This is a genomic window from Bradyrhizobium sp. LB14.3, assembly GCF_040547985.1.
Lineage (GTDB): Bacteria > Pseudomonadota > Alphaproteobacteria > Rhizobiales > Xanthobacteraceae > Bradyrhizobium.
The window spans coordinates 87,956-103,963 of record NZ_JBEPQT010000013.1 but is presented as its reverse complement, the minus strand read 5'-3'; the positions used below and the strand labels follow the sequence as shown (position 1 = coordinate 103,963).

The window sequence follows — 16,008 nt, the reverse complement described above, 5'->3', positions numbered from 1 at the left end:
CAATGCTCGTGTCCCATACACGCGCATGACGAGGTAATTTTCGACCATGCCCAGCCATCATCAGAAAAAAAGTTCCGCACCCGGCGGCTCGCAGCGCCAGTTGCGTGTCGGGGAGCAGGTTCGCCATGCGGTGGCCGAGATTTTGGCGCAAGGCAATGTGCATGATGAGGACCTCGAAGGTCACATCATCACCGTGCCGGAGGTACGGATGTCGCCCGACCTGAAGCTTGCAACAGTTTATGTGATGCCGCTCGGTGGCCGCGACACCGAGGTCATTATCGCTGCGCTCGAGCGCAACAAGAAGTTCCTGCGCGGCGAAGTCGCGCGGCGCGTTAACCTGAAATTTGCACCTGACCTTCGCTTCCGCGTCGATGAACGATTCGACGAAGCGGAACGGATCGAGAAACTTTTGCGAACACCTGCGGTGCAGAAGGACCTGGAACAGGATCCGAAATCGGATCGGGAAGAAGAGCAATGACGATGGACCCGGCTCACGGCACGATCGGCGGCGAAGAGCCCGATCAGCGCGACGTGCAGAAAAATAATTTTGCGGACATGGACGGCAATTCCCAGCCGCATCAGGAGCCGCGCCGCGTCAACAACGATCCGCGCGCCAACAAGCAGAAGGGCAACCAGCCGCGCCGTGACCGCCGCGACGTCCACGGCTGGGTCGTGCTCGACAAGCCGATCGGCATGACCTCGACGCAGGCCGTTGCCGTGCTCAAGCGCCTGTTCAACGCCAAACGCGCCGGTCATGCCGGCACGCTGGATCCGCTCGCCTCCGGCGGCCTGCCGATCGCGCTCGGCGAGGCCACCAAGACCGTCCCCTTCGTCATGGACGGCCGCAAGCGCTACCAGTTCACCGTGTGCTGGGGCGAGGAGCGCGATACCGACGATATCGAGGGCCGGGCTACCGCAACCTCCGCCCAGCGCCCGACCCGGGAGGCCATCGAGGCCCTGCTGCCCCGTTTCACAGGGGTGATCGAGCAGATCCCGCCGCGCTATTCCGCGATCAAGATCAAGGGCGAGCGTGCCTACGACCTCGCCCGCGACGGCGAGATCGTGGAACTGGCCCCGCGTCCGGTCGAGATTCACCGTTTAAGCCTTGTAAATCAACCAGGTAGTGACCACGCCGTGTTCGAGGCCGAGTGCGGCAAGGGCACCTATGTCCGCGCGCTGGCCCGCGATATGGGCCGGATTCTCGGCACTTACGGCCATATCTGCGCGCTGCGGCGGACCCTGGTCGGCCCATTTGGCGAGAACGACATGATTCCGCTGGATCAGTTGGAGGCTTTGTGCGATAGAGCCGCGTCCGGCGAGGGGAGCCTCGCCGACGCGCTTATGCCCGTTGAGACCGCGCTGGACGACATCCCGGCACTGGCCGTCACTCGGGCTGATGCGGCAAGGCTCCATCGGGGCCAGGCCGTTTTGTTGCGCGGACGGGATGCGCCCACTTCGAGCGGCACAGTCTATGTCACGGTGGCAGGCCGGCTTCTTGCGCTTGCCGAAGTTGGCAATGGCGAAATCATCCCCAAGCGTGTGTTCAACCTGACCGGCCTGACTGCCAGCGCCGTTCGCAACGAGAGAAATTGACGATGTCGATTGCCGCAGAACGCAAAGCGGAAGTCATCAAGACGAATGCCAACAAAGCCGGCGATACCGGCTCGCCAGAGGTTCAGGTCGCGATCCTTTCGGAACGCATCGCCAACCTCACGAGCCATTTCAAGACCCACGTGAAGGACAACCATTCGCGTCGCGGCCTCTTGAAGCTGGTGTCGACCCGCCGCTCGCTTCTCGACTATGTGAAGAAGAAGGACGAGGCGCGCTACAAGGCGCTGCTCGAGAAGCACAACATTCGTCGTTAAGAGTTCTTGCGCGCGCCCAACGGCGCGCGTTTTCGCGCGTGGTTTCGAACGAAAGCGCTTGTTTAAAGGTTTTTGATCGAGGCTGCGTGCGCGTCGGGTACGGGCCGTTGACGGTTCGCATCCGGGGCATGATGGGCGAAGACCCAAGGTTTGGTGTTCGCGTTCGTGCCGACTGACAGTCCAGCAGCAATCCGGCGGCTGGGCACAACGGGCAAGGCGCCCGTATGACCCGAAAGGATGGACGCCATCCGAAATCCAAAAACCATGGCAGGATCGCAGGACGCTGATCGCCCGCTTCGATCAACGTCCCGCAATCTTGCGCATGGTTTTTGTTTTTCGAGCCGTCCTTCTTTCGAGAACCCATGAAAGAAGACATCTATGTTCAATAAGCATTCGGTCGAGATCGACTGGGGCGGACGCCCTCTCAAGCTTGAAACCGGCAAGATCGCCCGCCAGGCCGACGGCGCCGTCGTCGCGACCTACGGCGAGACCGTGGTGCTCGCCACCGTCGTCGCGGCAAAGACCCCGCGCGAAGGTGTCGACTTCCTGCCGCTGACCGTCGACTATCAGGAGAAGACCTACGCAGCCGGCCGCATTCCCGGCGGCTATTTCAAGCGCGAGGGCCGTCCGACCGAGAAGGAGACGCTGGTCTCCCGCCTGATCGACCGTCCGATCCGTCCGCTGTTCGTCGACGGCTGGCGCAACGAGACCCAGGTGATCGTCACCGTGCTCTCGCACGACATGGAGAACGATCCCGACATCGTGGCGCTGGTGGCATCGTCGGCCGCGCTGACCCTGTCGGGCGCTCCGTTCAAGGGCCCGATCGGCGCCGCGCGCGTCGGTTTCGCCAATGACGAGTTCATCCTCAACCCGACCCTCGACGAGATGGTCGACACCCAGCTCGACCTTGTCGTCGCCGGCACTGCCGACGCCGTGCTGATGGTGGAATCGGAAGCCAAGGAACTGAACGAAGACATCATGCTCGGCGCCGTGATGTTCGGTCACCGCCACATCCAGCCGGTGATCAACGCGATCATCGAGCTCGCCGAGAAGGCCGCGAAGGAGCCGCGCGAGGTCACCGCGATCGACAATTCGGCGCTCGAAAAGGAAATGCTCGGCATGGTCGAGCAGGAATTGCGCACCGCCTACGCCATTCCGATCAAGCAGGATCGCTACGCCGCGGTCGGCAAGGTCAAGGAAAAGGTGATCGCCCACTACTTCCCCGAAGGGCAGGAGCCGAAATACGACAAGCTGCGCATCGGCGGCGTGTTCAAGAAGCTCGAAGCCAAGATCGTTCGCTGGAACATCCTCGACACCGGCAAGCGCATCGACGGCCGGGACTCCAAGACCGTGCGCAACATCATCGCCGAAGTCGGCGTGCTGCCCCGCGCCCACGGCTCGGCGCTGTTCACCCGCGGCGAGACCCAGGCGCTGGTCGTGACCACGCTCGGCACCGGCGAGGACGAGCAGTACATCGACGCACTGTCGGGAACGTACAAAGAGACGTTCCTGCTGCACTACAACTTCCCTCCCTACTCGGTCGGTGAAACCGGTCGCCTCGGCGGCACCAAGCGCCGCGAGATCGGCCACGGCAAGCTTGCCTGGCGCGCGATCCACCCCGTGCTGCCGCCGCACCACGAGTTCCCCTACACCACGCGCGTGGTGTCGGAGATCACCGAATCCAACGGCTCCTCGTCGATGGCTTCGGTCTGCGGCGCCTCGCTCGCGCTGATGGACGCAGGCGTGCCGCTGAAGCGGCCGACCGCGGGCATCGCGATGGGCCTGATCCTCGAAGACAAGCGCTACGCGGTTCTCTCCGACATCCTCGGTGACGAGGACCATCTCGGCGACATGGACTTCAAGGTCGCCGGCACCGAGCAGGGCATCACCTCGCTCCAGATGGACATCAAGATCGAAGGCATCACCGAAGAGATCATGAAGGTCGCGCTCGGTCAGGCCAAGGATGGTCGTATCCACATCCTCGGCGAGATGTCCAAGGCGCTTACCAACGCCCGTGCCGAACTCGGCGAATATGCGCCGCGCATCGAGACCTTCAAGATTGCCACCGACAAGATCCGTGAAGTGATCGGCACCGGCGGCAAGGTGATCCGCGAGATCGTCGAGAAGACCGGCGCCAAGGTCAACATCGAGGACGACGGCACCGTGAAGGTCGCCTCCAGCGACGGCGAGGCGATGAAGGCCGCGATCAAGTGGATCAAGTCGATCGCGTCCGATCCGGAAGTCGGCCAGATCTATGACGGCACCGTCGTCAAGGTGATGGAGTTCGGCGCCTTCGTGAACTTCTTTGGTTCCAAGGACGGTCTCGTCCACATCAGCCAGCTCGCTTCGGCGCGCGTGCAGAAGACCTCCGACGTCGTCAAGGAAGGCGACAAGGTCAAGGTCAAGCTGCTCGGCTTCGACGACCGCGGCAAGACCCGCCTGTCGATGAAGGTGGTCGACCAGGAGACCGGCGAAGACCTCGAAGGCAAGGGCGGCGGCGAGGGCGAGAAGGCCCCGCGCGAAGCAGCCGGCGAGTAACCGCTCCGCTGCATCAGAAACACGAAGGGCGGCCTTTCGGCCGCCCTTTTTGTTTGTCGCTTGCTGAGCTTTGGGATCAAGCCGCGAGCTCGAACCGGTCGAGGTTCATCACCTTGGTCCATGCTTTCGCGAAGTCCTTCACGAACTGCTCCTTGGAGTCCGACGTGGCATAGACCTCGGCGTAGGCGCGGAGCTGCGAGTGCGCGCCGAAGATCAGATCGACGCGCGTGCCTGTCCACTTCACCGCGTTGGTCTTGCGATCGCGGGCCTCATAGCTGCCGTCAGTGCCGGCCGGCGTCCACTGCGTGCTCATGTCGAGCAGGTTGACGAAGAAGTCGTTGCTCAGCGTTCCCACCTTCGAGGTGAGGACGCCGTTCTTCGAACCGTTCGCATTGGCACCGAGCACGCGCAGACCGCCGATGAGCGCCGTCATCTCCGGGCCGGTAAGCCGGAGCAGCTGCGCACGATCGACCAGAGCCTCCTCGGGCATCATGAACTGCTGCCGCTTGCCGGTGTAGTTGCGGAAGCCATCGGCCCGCGGCTCCAGCGGAGCGAAGGAGGCAGCGTCGGTCTGCTCCTGCGAGGCATCCATGCGGCCCGGCGTGAAGCCGACCTTGATGCCGACGCCGGCATCCTTCGCGGCCTTCTCGACCGCGGCGGTGCCGCCGAGCACGATGAGGTCCGCCAGCGAGACCTTCTTCGCACCGGATGACGCATTGAAGTCCTTCTGGATTGCTTCGAGCTTGCCCAGGACCTTCGCGAGCTGAGCCGGCTCGTTCACCTCCCAGTCCTTCTGCGGGGCGAGGCGGATGCGTGCGCCGTTGGCGCCACCGCGCTTGTCCGAGCCGCGGAACGTCGAGGCCGACGCCCAGGCCGTCGAGACCAGCTCCGGCACCGACAGACCCGAGGCCAGGATCTTCGTCTTCAGCGAGGCGATATCCTGCTCGCTGGCCAGCTCGTGATTCACGGCCGGGATCGGATCCTGCCAGATCAGCGTCTCCTTCGGCACCAGCGGGCCGAGATAGCGCACGACCGGACCCATGTCGCGATGGGTGAGCTTGAACCAGGCGCGGGCGAAGGCGTCGGCGAACTGATCGGGATTCTCCAGGAAGCGCCGCGAGATTTTCTCATAGGCGGGATCGAGACGCAGCGAGAGATCGGTGGTCAGCATGGTCGGCCGATGCTTCTTGGACTTGTCGAAAGCGTCCGGAATGATCGCCTCCGCGCCCTTGGCCGTCCACTGCTGCGCACCCGCCGGGCTCTTCGTCAGCTCCCATTCGTACTTGAACAGGTTCTCGAAGAAGTTGTTGCTCCACTTCGTCGGCGTCGTCGTCCATGTCACCTCGAGACCGCTGGTGATGGAATCACCGCCGATGCCCGAAGCGTGCTTGCTCTTCCAGCCGAGGCCCTGATCCTCGAGCGCGCCCGCTTCGGGCTCCGGTCCGACCAGAGACGGATCGCCAGCACCATGGGTCTTGCCGAAGGTATGGCCACCGGCGATCAGCGCGACGGTTTCCTCGTCATTCATCGCCATGCGGAAGAAGGTCTCGCGGATGTCCTTGGCCGCGGCGATCGGATCCGGCTTGCCGTTCGGGCCTTCCGGATTGACGTAGATGAGGCCCATCTGCACCGCGCCGAGCGGCTCGGCGAGCTGGCGTTCGCCGCTGTAGCGCTCATCGCCCAGCCAGGTGCCTTCGGGACCCCAATAGAGCTCCTCCGGCTCCCACACGTCGGCGCGGCCACCGGCGAAACCGAAGGTCTTGAAGCCCATCGATTCCAGCGCGACGTTGCCGGCCAGCACCATCAAATCGGCCCAGGAAATCTTGCGGCCGTATTTCTGCTTGATCGGCCAGAGCAGACGGCGCGCCTTGTCGAGGTTGGCGTTGTCGGGCCAGCTGTTGAGCGGCGCGAAACGCTGCTGACCGGCGCCGGCGCCACCGCGGCCGTCCGTGGTGCGGTAGGTGCCCGCGCTGTGCCAGGCCATGCGGATCATGAGACCGCCATAGTGACCGAAATCGGCGGGCCACCATTCCTGCGATTCCGTCATCAAAGCGGTCAGATCCTTGATGACCGCGTTCAGGTCGAGCGTCTTGAATTCCTTGGCGTAGTCGAATTCCTTGCCCATCGGATCCGACAGGCCGGAATTCTTGTGCAGCATCTCGATGCTGAGCTGAGTTGGCCACCAATCGCGGTTCGTTGGCACGCGTTTTCCACCCGAAAACGGGCACTTCGAAGTGTCGTCCATGAATACCTCCTCTGGTGGCGTCGAACTCGCGCCCTTGACTGGGTAGAAGCACTCTAAGCTTCGCGTTCGATCAGGGGAAGTTGACTTTAATGATCACTGCGTTAAGATTTTCTGATGATCAACTTGACGATGCGGCAGCTCCGATATTTCGATGCGCTGGCGCGCCACGGCCATTTCGGCCGCGCGGCTGAATCCTGTTCCATCTCGCAACCGGCCTTGTCGATGCAGATCAAGGAGATGGAGGAGGCGCTCGGCGGCCTGCTGCTGGAGCGCAGCGCGCGACAGGTGGCGCTGACCCGGTTTGGCGAGGAACTCGCGCAGCGCGTCCGCGACATTTTGCGCTCGGTCGACGAACTCGGCGATTTCGCCCGCGCCTCGCAGGACCGGTTCTCGGGACGGCTGCGCATCGGCATGATCCCGACGATCGCGCCTTATCTGCTGCCCACGATCACCAAGAATCTCACGCGCATGCATCCGGAGCTCGACATCCGCGTGCGCGAGACGATGACGCCGCGGCTGATCCAGGAACTGGTGGAAGGCCGACTCGACACCGCCATCGTCGCGCTGCCGGTGTCCGAGCCCTCGCTCACCGAGGTCGCCCTGTTCGCGGAGAAATTCCTGCTGGTGCGGCCGGGAGCGGATGAGGGGACGCCGGCACCATCGCGGGAGATGATGCGCGAGATGCGGCTGTTGCTGCTCGAAGAGGGGCACTGCTTCCGCGATCAGGCGCTGTCGTTCTGCAACATGCAATCGGCGCCGCCGCGCGAGATGCTGGATGCCAATTCGCTGTCGACGCTGGTCCAGATGGTCAGCGCCGGCATCGGCGTCACCTTGATCCCGGAGATGGCGGTGTCGGTGGAGACGCGATCGGCGTCGGTCTCGCTCACGCGCTTCCGCGACCCGCAGCCGTCGCGCACCATCGGCATGGTCTGGCGCAAGACCAGCCCGCTCGCGCGCCAACTGCTTCAGATATCCGAGGTGGTGTGCCTGTCGGCCGGCAAGGTGCGCGCACGGCCATCCGCGCGCAGCCAGCCGGCCTGAGTCCCCGATGTCCCACCCCATCATCCGCCCGGCCCGCGCGGACGAATACGACGAGATCGGCCGCGTCTGGATGGAGAGCTGGGTCTCGACCGGACTCGGCGAGACGAGCAACTTCCTGCTCGCGAACCTGCGTGCGCGCATCCGGCGCGAGATCGAGGGTGGCTGGAGCCTGTTCGCCGCCGACGACAACGGCACGATCGCCGCGATGCTGGCGCTGCATCTGCCAAAACTCTATCTCGACATGCTGTTCGTCGCGCCCGCCTATCAGGGCCAATCGCTCGGCCGCCAATTGCTCGCCTTCACGCGCACGCAAATGCCGGACGAGATGTATCTGCGCTGCGTCCGCGAAAACGAAAAAGCCTGGCGCTGGTACGAACGCGAAGGCTTTGTGTTCGAGAAGCAAGAGATCGAGCCGTCGAACGGGTTCATGATGAAGTATTATCGGTGGCGGCGGCAGCGGCCCGCTGGATAGACAGCGAGCTCTGGGTGCAGCTTGCGGGCAGCGCGACGCAGGTCTTCGACGTGCTGGAAGCCGCGCTCGCCAACGGGCCGTGGATTCTCGAGGAATTTTCGGCCGCCGACATCACGATCGGACGGGCCTGAACTTTGCGGTGCGCCTGTTCAAGACGGTGCCGTCGCGCCCGGCCTTCGTCGCCTGTCTCGCGCGCCGCACGGCAAGGCCGGCGTTCCAGCGCGCGGAGACGATCGGGGCGGGTTAATCAGGCAATGCAAGGTCGTCCGGCTTCGGCATCAGGACGATGTTGTAGCCGGAATCGACATAGTGGATCTCGCCGGTCACGCCGCCGGAGAGATCCGACAACAAATACAGCGCCGAGCCGCCGAGCTCGTCGAGCGTCACGCCGCGGCGAAGCGGCGAATGTTTTTGCATGAAGGCGAACATCGCGCGCGCCTCGCCGATGCCCGAGCCGGCAAGCGTGCGGATGGGGCCTGCGGAAATCGCGTTGACGCGGATGCCGCGCGGCCCGAAGTCGGAGGCGAGATAGCGCACCGAGGCTTCCAACGCCGCCTTGGCCACGCCCATCACATTGTAATTCGGCATCGCGCGCATCGAGGCGCCGAAGGTCAGCGTGATCATGCTGCCGCCCTCAGTCATCAGCTCGGCGGCGCGTTTTGCAATCTCCGTAAACGAGAAGCAGGAGATCACCATGGTGCGCGAAAAATTCTCGCGGCTGGTATCGGCGTAGCGGCCCTTGAGCTCGTTCTTGTCGGCGAAGCCGATCGCGTGGATCACGAAATCCAGCCGGCCCCACTTTTCGCGCAAGGCCGTGAATGTGGCGTCGACGCTGGCAATGTCCTCGACGTCGCAGGGCAGCACCATGTCGACGCCAAGCTGCTCCGCCAGCGGCTTGACACGCTTGCCCAGGGCCTCGCCCTGGAAGGTGAAGGCAAGCTCGGCGCCGTGGGCATGCAGCGTCTTCGCCATGCCCCAGGCGATCGAATGATCATTGGCAATGCCCATGATCAGACCGCGCTTGCCTTTCATCAATTCCTGCATCGTTTCGATCGCTTTCCACTTTCGTCATGCCCGGGCTCGTCCCGGGCATCCACGCCCTTCGAAGCCGGCGGCCAAGACGTGGATGGCCGGGACACGCCCGGCCATGACGAGAAAATTACCAGCGCGTCCGCAAGGACCTCACGCATCCAGCCGGCTGAACACCAGCGTGGCGTTGGTGCCGCCGAAGCCGAAGGAGTTCGACAGCACGGTGCCGATCTTGACGTTGTCGATACGCTTGCGCACGATCGGCATGTCGGCGAATGCGGGATCGAGCTCCACAATGTGCGCGCTCTCGCAAATGAAGCCGTTGTTCATCATCAGCAGCGAATAGATCGCCTCCTGCACGCCGGTTGCGCCCAGGGAGTGGCCGGTCAGTGCCTTGGTCGCCGAGATCGGCGGGCACTTCTCGCCACTTCCGAACACCCTGCGGAGCGCGTCGATCTCCGGCGGATCGCCGGCCGGCGTCGAGGTCGCGTGCGGATTGATGTAGTCGACCTTGGTCTTCACGGTCGACATCGCCATGCGCATGCAGCGCTCGGCGCCTTCACCTGACGGTGCGACCATGTCGTAGCCGTCGGACGTCGCGCCGTAGCCGACGATCTCGCCGTAGATGCGCGCGCCGCGCGCCTTGGCATGCTCGAGCTCTTCCAGCACCAGCACGCCAGCGCCGCCGGCAATCACGAAGCCGTCGCGGTTGACGTCGTAGGGGCGCGAGGCCGTGGCGGGCGTGTCGTTGTACTTCGAGGACATCGCGCCCATGGCGTCGAACAGCACCGACAGCGACCAGTCCAGCTCCTCGCAGCCGCCGGCGAAGATGACGTCCTGCTTGCCGATCTGGATCGTCTCATAGGCGTTGCCGACGCAATGGTTCGACGTCGCGCAGGCCGACGAGATCGAATAGTTCACGCCCTTGATCTTGAACCAGGTAGCAAGCGTCGCGGAGGCCGTGGAGGACATCGCCTTAGGCACTGCAAACGGCCCGACGCGCTTCGGTCCCTTGGTGCGGGTGATGTCGGCGGCCTCGACAATGGTGCGAGCGGACGGACCGCCGGAGCCCATGATGATGCCGGTGCGGATGTTGGACACTTCGTCAGGCGATAGGCCGGAATCCTGGATCGCCTGCTCCATCGCGACGTGATTCCAGGCCGCGCCCTGACCGAGGAAACGCATGGCGCGGCGGTCGACGACCGTCGAAGGATCGAGCGTCGGCGCACCTTGCACCTGCGAACGGAAGCCGAGCTCCGCATATTTCTCAGCCCGCGAAATGCCCGACTTCGCCTCGTGAAGGCTTGCAAGCACTTCCTGGGTGTTGTTTCCGATGGAGGAGACAATGCCCATCCCGGTGACCACAACCCGCCTCATGACAGCCTCGCTTCAATCGTTGTCTTCGTGGTGATGCGCTCAGCCCAGGCTCGTGCCCTGCTTGAACAGGCCGACCTTCAAATCCTTCGCGCGATAGATAATCTGGTCATCGACCGAAAGCCATCCGTCGGCGATACCCAGCACCAGCTTTGAACGCATCACGCGCTTGATATCGATGTTGTACACAACCTTGCGGGCGTCCGGCAGCACCTGGCCGCTGAACTTCAGCTCGTTCAGGCCGAGCGCGCGGCCGCGACCTTCACCACCACTCCACCCCAGATAAAAGCCGACCAGTTGCCACAGCGCGTCGAGGCCGAGGCAGCCGGGCATCACCGGATCGTTCTTGAAGTGGCACCCGAAAAACCAGAGATCGGGCTTCACGTCGAGCTCGGCACGCACCACCCCCTTGCCGAATTCGCCGCCGGTCTCGCTGATGTCCGTAATACGGTCGAACATGAGCATCGGCGGCAGCGGCAGTTGGGCATTGCCCGGGCCGAACATCTCGCCGCGGGCACATGCCAGCAGATCTTCATATTCGTAGCCGTTGCGCCTGTTCAGCATGCGGAAGCCTCTGTGTTCTAACCCGATTGAGCGGCGTTTCCGGCAAAAATGGGCCCAGTCCTGCTCGAAAAGCAACGTCCGTTGCCATCGTCAAACGAGAATACGAAGGACCGGATGGATTGCGAGCGGCCCTCAATGCCTGGGCTGCGCCAAAATCGGTTAAGCGGAACCGCGGGCTCTCTAACACAGGCCATTTCGGGTGGCAAAGCGCTCTCATGAAGGTAAAATGACCGGGGCTCGGCCCGGTTCCTTGCCTGATTAGGACCACTCTAGTTGCGAGAAACTTGCATCTGCATCTATCTCTCCATATATGTTGAGGAAGATAGTGTTCACGCGTGCCCGAAGCTGGAAATGAGCGAAAATAACGCGCCCCATCACGACGAAGAGGCCCATGCGGCGGCTCTTATGTCCGGCCGCCAGCCGGCTTTGACCGGCTGCCCGTGGCACGACGTCAACGAAATGCTCCAATCCGCCGGGCTTCGTCCGACGCGCCAGCGCATGGCGCTGGGCTGGCTCCTGTTCGGCAAGGGTGCACGCCACCTCACGGCTGAAATGCTTTACGAGGAAGCGACGCTGGCCAAGGTGCCGGTCTCGCTGGCGACCGTCTACAACACGCTGAACCAGCTCACCGATGCCGGTCTGCTCCGTCAGGTCAGCGTCGACGGCACCAAGACCTATTTCGACACCAACGTCACGACCCACCATCACTACTACCTCGAGAACAGCCATGAGCTGGTCGACATCGAGGATCCGCATCTGGCGCTGTCCAAGATGCCGGAGGTGCCCGCGGGTTACGAGATCGCCCGCATCGACATGGTCGTGCGGCTGCGCAAGAAGCGCTGAGATCAATCCTAAACTGCTGATTTAGTCGTCGTGGCCGGGCCTGTCCCGGCCATCCACGTTTTTGGGCCAGATGCAAAGTCGTTGATGCCCACGAGGCAAGGGATTGGAGGCAAGGGATTGCCCCTGAGCCTCAGTTCACCTGCTCGTCCGAGTAGACGCCCCAGAGGCGCTCCTGCTGGATCCAGCCGTCAAAACCGTTGCCGAGGACGTGGCACCAGTTTGCGCTGCACCTCTTGACCTGTGTGACGACACCAACCTGAAGCTTGGCTGCAACCGCACTGTCGGGATCGGCGCGATCGTAGATCGGCGCGAGGTCGTCCTTGTGCTTCATGGTGACGACAGCGGTGCGGCGGCCCGACAGCAGCGAGTGATAGACCCAGCCCTCGGCACCCTCGGAATCGCGCACCCGGCGCCAGTTCTCGAACTCCGCGGTGATTTCGACCGGCAGGCCGGAGCGGGTATAGACCCAGGCGACGTCATTGTCCTTGGTGGGACCGGCGCGGACGTTGACGTGATCCGATTTGAGGCTGACGTAGCGCGGCACCGGGAGGCCCGAGGCTGTCTGGGGTGTGTTGTCCTTCGCCGAATGCCCAGGGCTGACCGAAGCGCTCAACCAGGTGCAAACGAGCGCCATCACCGAACAAAAACGCCCCAACGCCATCAACCCGTCTCCTGTCGAAGGTCCGGCCGAGCCGGGCCCTCACCCACAATTCCAATACCGTGCCGCACCAGCCCCGACCCGCCCCACGCGGGTGTTCCCGAGCCCTTTGCCCGTGGTTCTTGTCTTGGCCCGGCCTTCTGCTAGAGAGGACGGACGTCTGAACAACCAGTTTGCCCCGATTTTCCGGCCGGAAATGTCGGGAGAGCTTGAAGGAAACGCCGGGGACGACACGGCAAAGGCAGTGTCGAACAACCGGGTTAATGAGGCCTCAACGGCCGGCCTTTGGTGACAGAGGTGGCCCGCGACGCCTCATGAGGGCAGAACATGTCTGTGAAGAAAAAGCCCCTCGTCGTGGTGACGCGCAAGCTTCCGGACTCGATCGAGACCCGGATGCGCGAACTGTTCGACGCGCGGATCAATCTCGACGACGCGCCGATGTCGGCCGACCAGATCGCGGAAGCCGCGCGCACCGCCGACGTGCTGGTTCCGACCGTTACCGATCACATCTCCGCCGACATCGTCAATCAGCCCGACTGCAAGCTGAAACTGATCGCGAATTTCGGCAACGGCGTCGACAACATCGACGTCGAGGCCGCGCACGCCCGCGGCATCACCGTCACCAACACACCAAAAGTCCTGACCGAAGACACCGCCGACATGACCATGGCGCTGATCCTCGCCGTGCCGCGGCGGATGATCGAAGGCGCCTCGATCCTCACGGAAGGAAAACCCTGGCCCGGCTGGTCGCCGACCTGGATGCTCGGTCATCGCATCGGGGGAAAGCGCCTCGGCATCATCGGCATGGGCCGCATCGGCCAGGCGGTCGCGCGCCGCGCCCGCGCCTTCGGCTTGCAGATCCACTATCACAACCGCCGGCCCGTGGCGCCGAAGATCGCCGAAGAGCTGGGCGCGACCTATTGGGAAAGCCTCGACCAGATGCTGGCGCGGATGGACATCATCTCGGTGAACTGTCCGCACACGCCGGCGACCTACCATCTGCTCTCGGCGCGCCGGCTGAAGCTGATCCGCAAGGACGCCTACATCGTCAACACCGCGCGCGGCGGGGTCACCGACGAGGACACGCTGATCAAGCTGATCGAAGGCGGCGAGATCGGCGGCGCGGGCCTCGACGTCTACGAGCACGAGCCCGCGGTCAACCCGAAGCTGGTGCGGCTCGCCAAGGCCGGCAAGGTGACGCTGCTGCCGCATATGGGTTCGGCCACCATCGAAGGCCGCGTCGAGATGGGCGAGAAGGTGATCATCAACATCCGCACCTTCCTCGACGCCCACAAGCCGCCGGATCGCGTGCTGCCGAGCATGCTCTGAGGGTTCAGTGTCTCAGCGCGTTTCGCGCTTGCGCCAGTCTGCTGTGAAATCGATGAAGGCGCGCAGCGCCGGCGGCGTTTGGCGCCGGCTTGGATAATAGAGAAACGGTCCGGGAAACGGTTCGCACCAATCCTGGAGCAGGCTGACCAGCGCGCCGGATTTCACGGCGTCATGGACGTAGCCATCGAGCGTCGCCCACACACCTACGCCGTCGAGCGTAGCGCGCATCGCGAGGCCCATATTGGTCGAGATCAACTTGGCCGGCGGATCTACCTTCACCAACTGACCGGCCTTCTCGAACTCCAGATCATGCATGACGCCGCTCGAGTAGCGGGCGCGGATGCAATCATGGTCGAGCAGGTCCTTCGGATGCCCGGGCATGCCGCGGCGCGCGACGTAATCGGGCGATGCGACGACGACATAGCTCTGCGGGCCGCTCAGCGGGATCGCCACCATGTCCTGCGCGAGATGCTCGCCGTAGCGCACGCCGGCATCGAAGCCGGCGCTGACGATGTCGACGAACCCGCTTTCGGACACGACGTCGAGATCGACCTGCGGATACGCCCCCAGGAACGGCCCGACCATCGGCGCCAGCACGAGGTCGACCGCCGGGGGCGGTGCGTTGATGCGCAGGCGGCCCGAGGCCACCTCGCGCAGGCCCCGCACCTGATCCAGGGCGTCGCCGACATCGCGCAAGGCGGGCGCCACGCGCGATAGCAGCAGCTCGCCCGCCTCGGTCAGGGCGACGCTGCGGGTGGTGCGGTTCATCAGGCGGACGCCGAGGCGCTCCTCCAGGTCCCGAAGCCGCTGGCTAAGGCTCGACACCGACACGCGAATTTCGACCGCCGCGCGCCGGAAATTGCGGGTGCGGGCGACCGCCACGAAGACGTCGAGATCACGCAGGTCGGGTTCGGCCATTGTTCGCCATAATGAACAAGCCATTCTCGATTGTCCAGCTTATCGGCGCAATCGATCAGGCGCATATCAGGCCTCGTCACCCGGCGCGGTCAGCGCCTTTTCGAGGAGAGCCATCATGGAACAGCGCAAACTCGGTTCAACCGGCCCCACCGTCTCCGCCCTCGGTCTCGGCTGCATGGGCATGTCCGAGGTCTACGGCCCGGCCGATCGCGGCGAGAGCATCGCCACGATCCACGCGGCGCTCGATGCCGGCATCACGCTGCTGGATACCGGCGACTTCTACGCCATGGGCCACAATGAAATGCTGGTCCGCGAGGCGCTGAAAGACGTTCCGCGCGAGAAAGTGCAGATCAGCGTCAAGTTCGGCGCGTTGCGCGGCCCCGCGGGCGAATTCGCTGGGATCGACTCGCGGCCGGCCGCAACGAAGAACTTCCTTGCCTATTCGCTGCAGCGGCTCGGCACCGACTACATCGACGTCTACCGTCCGGCGCGGCTCGATCCCAACATCCCGATCGAGGAGACCATCGGCGGCATCGCCGAGCTCGTGAAGGCCGGCTACATCAAACATATCGGCCTGTCCGAGGTTGGCTCCGACACCATCCGCCGTGCACATGCCGTGCACCCGATCGCCGATCTCCAGATCGAATATTCGCTGATCGAACGCGGCATCGAGCGCGACATCCTGACGACCTGCCGCGAGCTCGGCATCGGAATCACCGCCTACGGCGTGCTGGCGCGCGGCCTGATTAGCGGCCATTGGTCGAAGGATTCCGGCAAGACCGGCAAGGACTACCGGCTGATGAGCCCGCGCTTCCAGGGCGCGAACCTCGATGCCAATCTCGCGCTGGCCGAGCAGCTGCGCGCCATCGCCGCCGAGATCGGAGCGACGCCGGCGCAGGTCGCGATCGCCTGGGTGGCGGCGCAAGGCAAGCAGATCGTGCCGCTGGTCGGCGCCCGCACCCGCAACCGTCTCAGCGAAGCACTCGGCGCGGCCAAGGTCACGCTGACGCCGGCTCATCTCGCGGTGCTGGCAAAGGCCTTTCCGCCCGATGTCGCCGCCGGTACGCGTTACGCGGCCGAGCAGATGGCGCACCTCGACAGCGAGAAGCCGGCCACGATTTAACGGCTGCGA

General features: G+C 64.0%; 15 protein-coding genes and 1 pseudogene. 10 read left to right on the top strand and 6 right to left on the bottom strand.

The window, feature by feature from the left end; genetic code table 11:
- The first annotated feature begins 46 nt into the window (after positions 1 to 46).
- The 4 genes from rbfA to pnp all read left to right on the top strand — a co-directional run bounded on the left by rbfA (position 47) and on the right by pnp (position 4,403).
- A complete protein-coding gene (rbfA, locus tag ABIB00_RS23085) occupies positions 47 to 478 on the top strand; it encodes a 30S ribosome-binding factor RbfA (RefSeq protein WP_247352848.1) in 432 nt (143 codons plus the stop codon).
- Positions 475 to 1,593, top strand: a complete 1,119-nt coding sequence (gene truB / locus ABIB00_RS23080) for a tRNA pseudouridine(55) synthase TruB (protein ID WP_354105964.1) — start codon at positions 475 to 477, stop codon at positions 1,591 to 1,593. The genes rbfA and truB overlap by 4 nt, the downstream gene beginning before the upstream one ends.
- 2 nt (positions 1,594 to 1,595) lie before the next feature.
- Positions 1,596 to 1,865 carry a 30S ribosomal protein S15 gene (gene rpsO / locus ABIB00_RS23075; RefSeq protein WP_092027405.1) on the top strand — a complete coding sequence of 90 codons (270 nt, stop codon included), beginning with the start codon at positions 1,596 to 1,598 and terminating at the stop codon, positions 1,863 to 1,865.
- 378 nt (positions 1,866 to 2,243) lie between these two features.
- The gene (pnp, locus tag ABIB00_RS23070) at positions 2,244 to 4,403 is read left to right on the top strand and encodes a polyribonucleotide nucleotidyltransferase (RefSeq protein ID WP_247444560.1); all 2,160 of its coding nucleotides are present in this window, start codon (positions 2,244 to 2,246) and stop codon (positions 4,401 to 4,403) included.
- A 76-nt stretch (positions 4,404 to 4,479) separates the two neighbouring features.
- Here pnp and katG read toward each other — a convergent pair whose 3' ends face one another.
- The gene (gene katG, locus ABIB00_RS23065; RefSeq protein ID WP_354105963.1) at positions 4,480 to 6,648 is read right to left on the bottom strand and encodes a catalase/peroxidase HPI; all 2,169 of its coding nucleotides are present in this window, start codon (positions 6,646 to 6,648) and stop codon (positions 4,480 to 4,482) included.
- 114 nt (positions 6,649 to 6,762) lie between these two features.
- On the opposite strand from katG, the gene ABIB00_RS23060 reads away from it, so the two are divergent.
- From ABIB00_RS23060 to ABIB00_RS23050, 3 genes and pseudogenes are all read left to right on the top strand, one after another.
- Positions 6,763 to 7,689, top strand: a complete 927-nt coding sequence (locus ABIB00_RS23060; RefSeq protein ID WP_247352842.1) for a hydrogen peroxide-inducible genes activator — start codon at positions 6,763 to 6,765, stop codon at positions 7,687 to 7,689.
- 7 nt (positions 7,690 to 7,696) lie between these two features.
- Positions 7,697 to 8,161, top strand: a complete 465-nt coding sequence (locus tag ABIB00_RS23055) for a GNAT family N-acetyltransferase (RefSeq protein WP_247444558.1) — start codon at positions 7,697 to 7,699, stop codon at positions 8,159 to 8,161.
- Positions 8,162 to 8,187: 26 nt separating this feature from the next.
- Positions 8,188 to 8,408, top strand: a pseudogene (locus tag ABIB00_RS23050) (glutathione S-transferase family protein); the annotation flags it as partial.
- On the opposite strand, the gene fabI reads toward ABIB00_RS23050, so the two are convergent.
- The 3 genes from fabI to fabA all read right to left on the bottom strand — a co-directional run bounded on the left by fabI (position 8,405) and on the right by fabA (position 11,128).
- Positions 8,405 to 9,205: an enoyl-ACP reductase FabI gene (fabI, locus tag ABIB00_RS23045; RefSeq protein WP_354105962.1), complete on the bottom strand. Its 801-nt coding sequence runs from the start codon at positions 9,203 to 9,205 to the stop codon at positions 8,405 to 8,407. The pseudogene ABIB00_RS23050 and the gene fabI overlap by 4 nt on opposite strands.
- Positions 9,206 to 9,343: 138 nt before the next feature.
- Positions 9,344 to 10,567, bottom strand: coding sequence for a beta-ketoacyl-ACP synthase I (gene fabB / locus ABIB00_RS23040; RefSeq protein ID WP_354105961.1), 1,224 nt, complete (start codon positions 10,565 to 10,567; stop codon positions 9,344 to 9,346).
- A 39-nt stretch (positions 10,568 to 10,606) separates the two neighbouring features.
- The gene (gene fabA / locus ABIB00_RS23035) at positions 10,607 to 11,128 is read right to left on the bottom strand and encodes a bifunctional 3-hydroxydecanoyl-ACP dehydratase/trans-2-decenoyl-ACP isomerase (protein ID WP_247444555.1); all 522 of its coding nucleotides are present in this window, start codon (positions 11,126 to 11,128) and stop codon (positions 10,607 to 10,609) included.
- Between the two features lie 351 nt (positions 11,129 to 11,479).
- Here fabA and irrA point away from each other — a divergent pair, with 351 nt between their 5' ends.
- The gene (gene irrA / locus ABIB00_RS23030; protein WP_276001300.1) at positions 11,480 to 11,971 is read left to right on the top strand and encodes an iron response transcriptional regulator IrrA; all 492 of its coding nucleotides are present in this window, start codon (positions 11,480 to 11,482) and stop codon (positions 11,969 to 11,971) included.
- 130 nt (positions 11,972 to 12,101) lie between these two features.
- On the opposite strand, the gene ABIB00_RS23025 is transcribed toward irrA, so the two are convergent.
- Complete coding sequence (locus ABIB00_RS23025; protein WP_247352834.1) at positions 12,102 to 12,632, bottom strand: SH3 domain-containing protein; 531 nt, start codon at positions 12,630 to 12,632, stop codon at positions 12,102 to 12,104.
- Between the two features lie 324 nt (positions 12,633 to 12,956).
- Here ABIB00_RS23025 and ABIB00_RS23020 point away from each other — a divergent pair, with 324 nt between their 5' ends.
- On the top strand, positions 12,957 to 13,958 hold the full coding sequence (locus ABIB00_RS23020; protein ID WP_247352833.1) for a 2-hydroxyacid dehydrogenase: 1,002 nt from the start codon (positions 12,957 to 12,959) through the stop codon (positions 13,956 to 13,958).
- Positions 13,959 to 13,970: 12 nt separating this feature from the next.
- On the opposite strand, the gene ABIB00_RS23015 is transcribed toward ABIB00_RS23020, so the two are convergent.
- On the bottom strand, positions 13,971 to 14,876 hold the full coding sequence (locus ABIB00_RS23015; protein WP_354105960.1) for a LysR family transcriptional regulator: 906 nt from the start codon (positions 14,874 to 14,876) through the stop codon (positions 13,971 to 13,973).
- 115 nt (positions 14,877 to 14,991) lie between these two features.
- Here ABIB00_RS23015 and ABIB00_RS23010 point away from each other — a divergent pair, with 115 nt between their 5' ends.
- On the top strand, positions 14,992 to 15,999 hold the full coding sequence (locus ABIB00_RS23010) for an aldo/keto reductase (protein ID WP_354105959.1): 1,008 nt from the start codon (positions 14,992 to 14,994) through the stop codon (positions 15,997 to 15,999).
- Positions 16,000 to 16,008: the final 9 nt, after the last annotated feature.

What these genes read in the sequence shown, in the direction of transcription:
- rbfA (WP_247352848.1), top strand. Translation starts at nt 47, where the DNA reads ATGCCCAGCCATCATCAGAAAAAAAGTTCCGCACCCGGCGGCTCGCAG.
- irrA (WP_276001300.1), top strand. Translation starts at nt 11,480, where the DNA reads ATGAGCGAAAATAACGCGCCCCATCACGACGAAGAGGCCCATGCGGCG.
- pnp (WP_247444560.1), top strand. Translation starts at nt 2,244, where the DNA reads ATGTTCAATAAGCATTCGGTCGAGATCGACTGGGGCGGACGCCCTCTC.
- ABIB00_RS23055 (WP_247444558.1), top strand. Translation starts at nt 7,697, where the DNA reads ATGTCCCACCCCATCATCCGCCCGGCCCGCGCGGACGAATACGACGAG.
- katG (WP_354105963.1), bottom strand. Translation starts at nt 6,648, where the DNA reads ATGGACGACACTTCGAAGTGCCCGTTTTCGGGTGGAAAACGCGTGCCA.
- rpsO (WP_092027405.1), top strand. Translation starts at nt 1,596, where the DNA reads ATGTCGATTGCCGCAGAACGCAAAGCGGAAGTCATCAAGACGAATGCC.
- fabB (WP_354105961.1), bottom strand. Translation starts at nt 10,567, where the DNA reads ATGAGGCGGGTTGTGGTCACCGGGATGGGCATTGTCTCCTCCATCGGA.
- ABIB00_RS23015 (WP_354105960.1), bottom strand. Translation starts at nt 14,876, where the DNA reads ATGGCCGAACCCGACCTGCGTGATCTCGACGTCTTCGTGGCGGTCGCC.
- ABIB00_RS23025 (WP_247352834.1), bottom strand. Translation starts at nt 12,632, where the DNA reads ATGGCGTTGGGGCGTTTTTGTTCGGTGATGGCGCTCGTTTGCACCTGG.
- ABIB00_RS23060 (WP_247352842.1), top strand. Translation starts at nt 6,763, where the DNA reads ATGATCAACTTGACGATGCGGCAGCTCCGATATTTCGATGCGCTGGCG.
- ABIB00_RS23020 (WP_247352833.1), top strand. Translation starts at nt 12,957, where the DNA reads ATGTCTGTGAAGAAAAAGCCCCTCGTCGTGGTGACGCGCAAGCTTCCG.
- ABIB00_RS23010 (WP_354105959.1), top strand. Translation starts at nt 14,992, where the DNA reads ATGGAACAGCGCAAACTCGGTTCAACCGGCCCCACCGTCTCCGCCCTC.
- fabI (WP_354105962.1), bottom strand. Translation starts at nt 9,205, where the DNA reads ATGCAGGAATTGATGAAAGGCAAGCGCGGTCTGATCATGGGCATTGCC.
- truB (WP_354105964.1), top strand. Translation starts at nt 475, where the DNA reads ATGACGATGGACCCGGCTCACGGCACGATCGGCGGCGAAGAGCCCGAT.
- fabA (WP_247444555.1), bottom strand. Translation starts at nt 11,128, where the DNA reads ATGCTGAACAGGCGCAACGGCTACGAATATGAAGATCTGCTGGCATGT.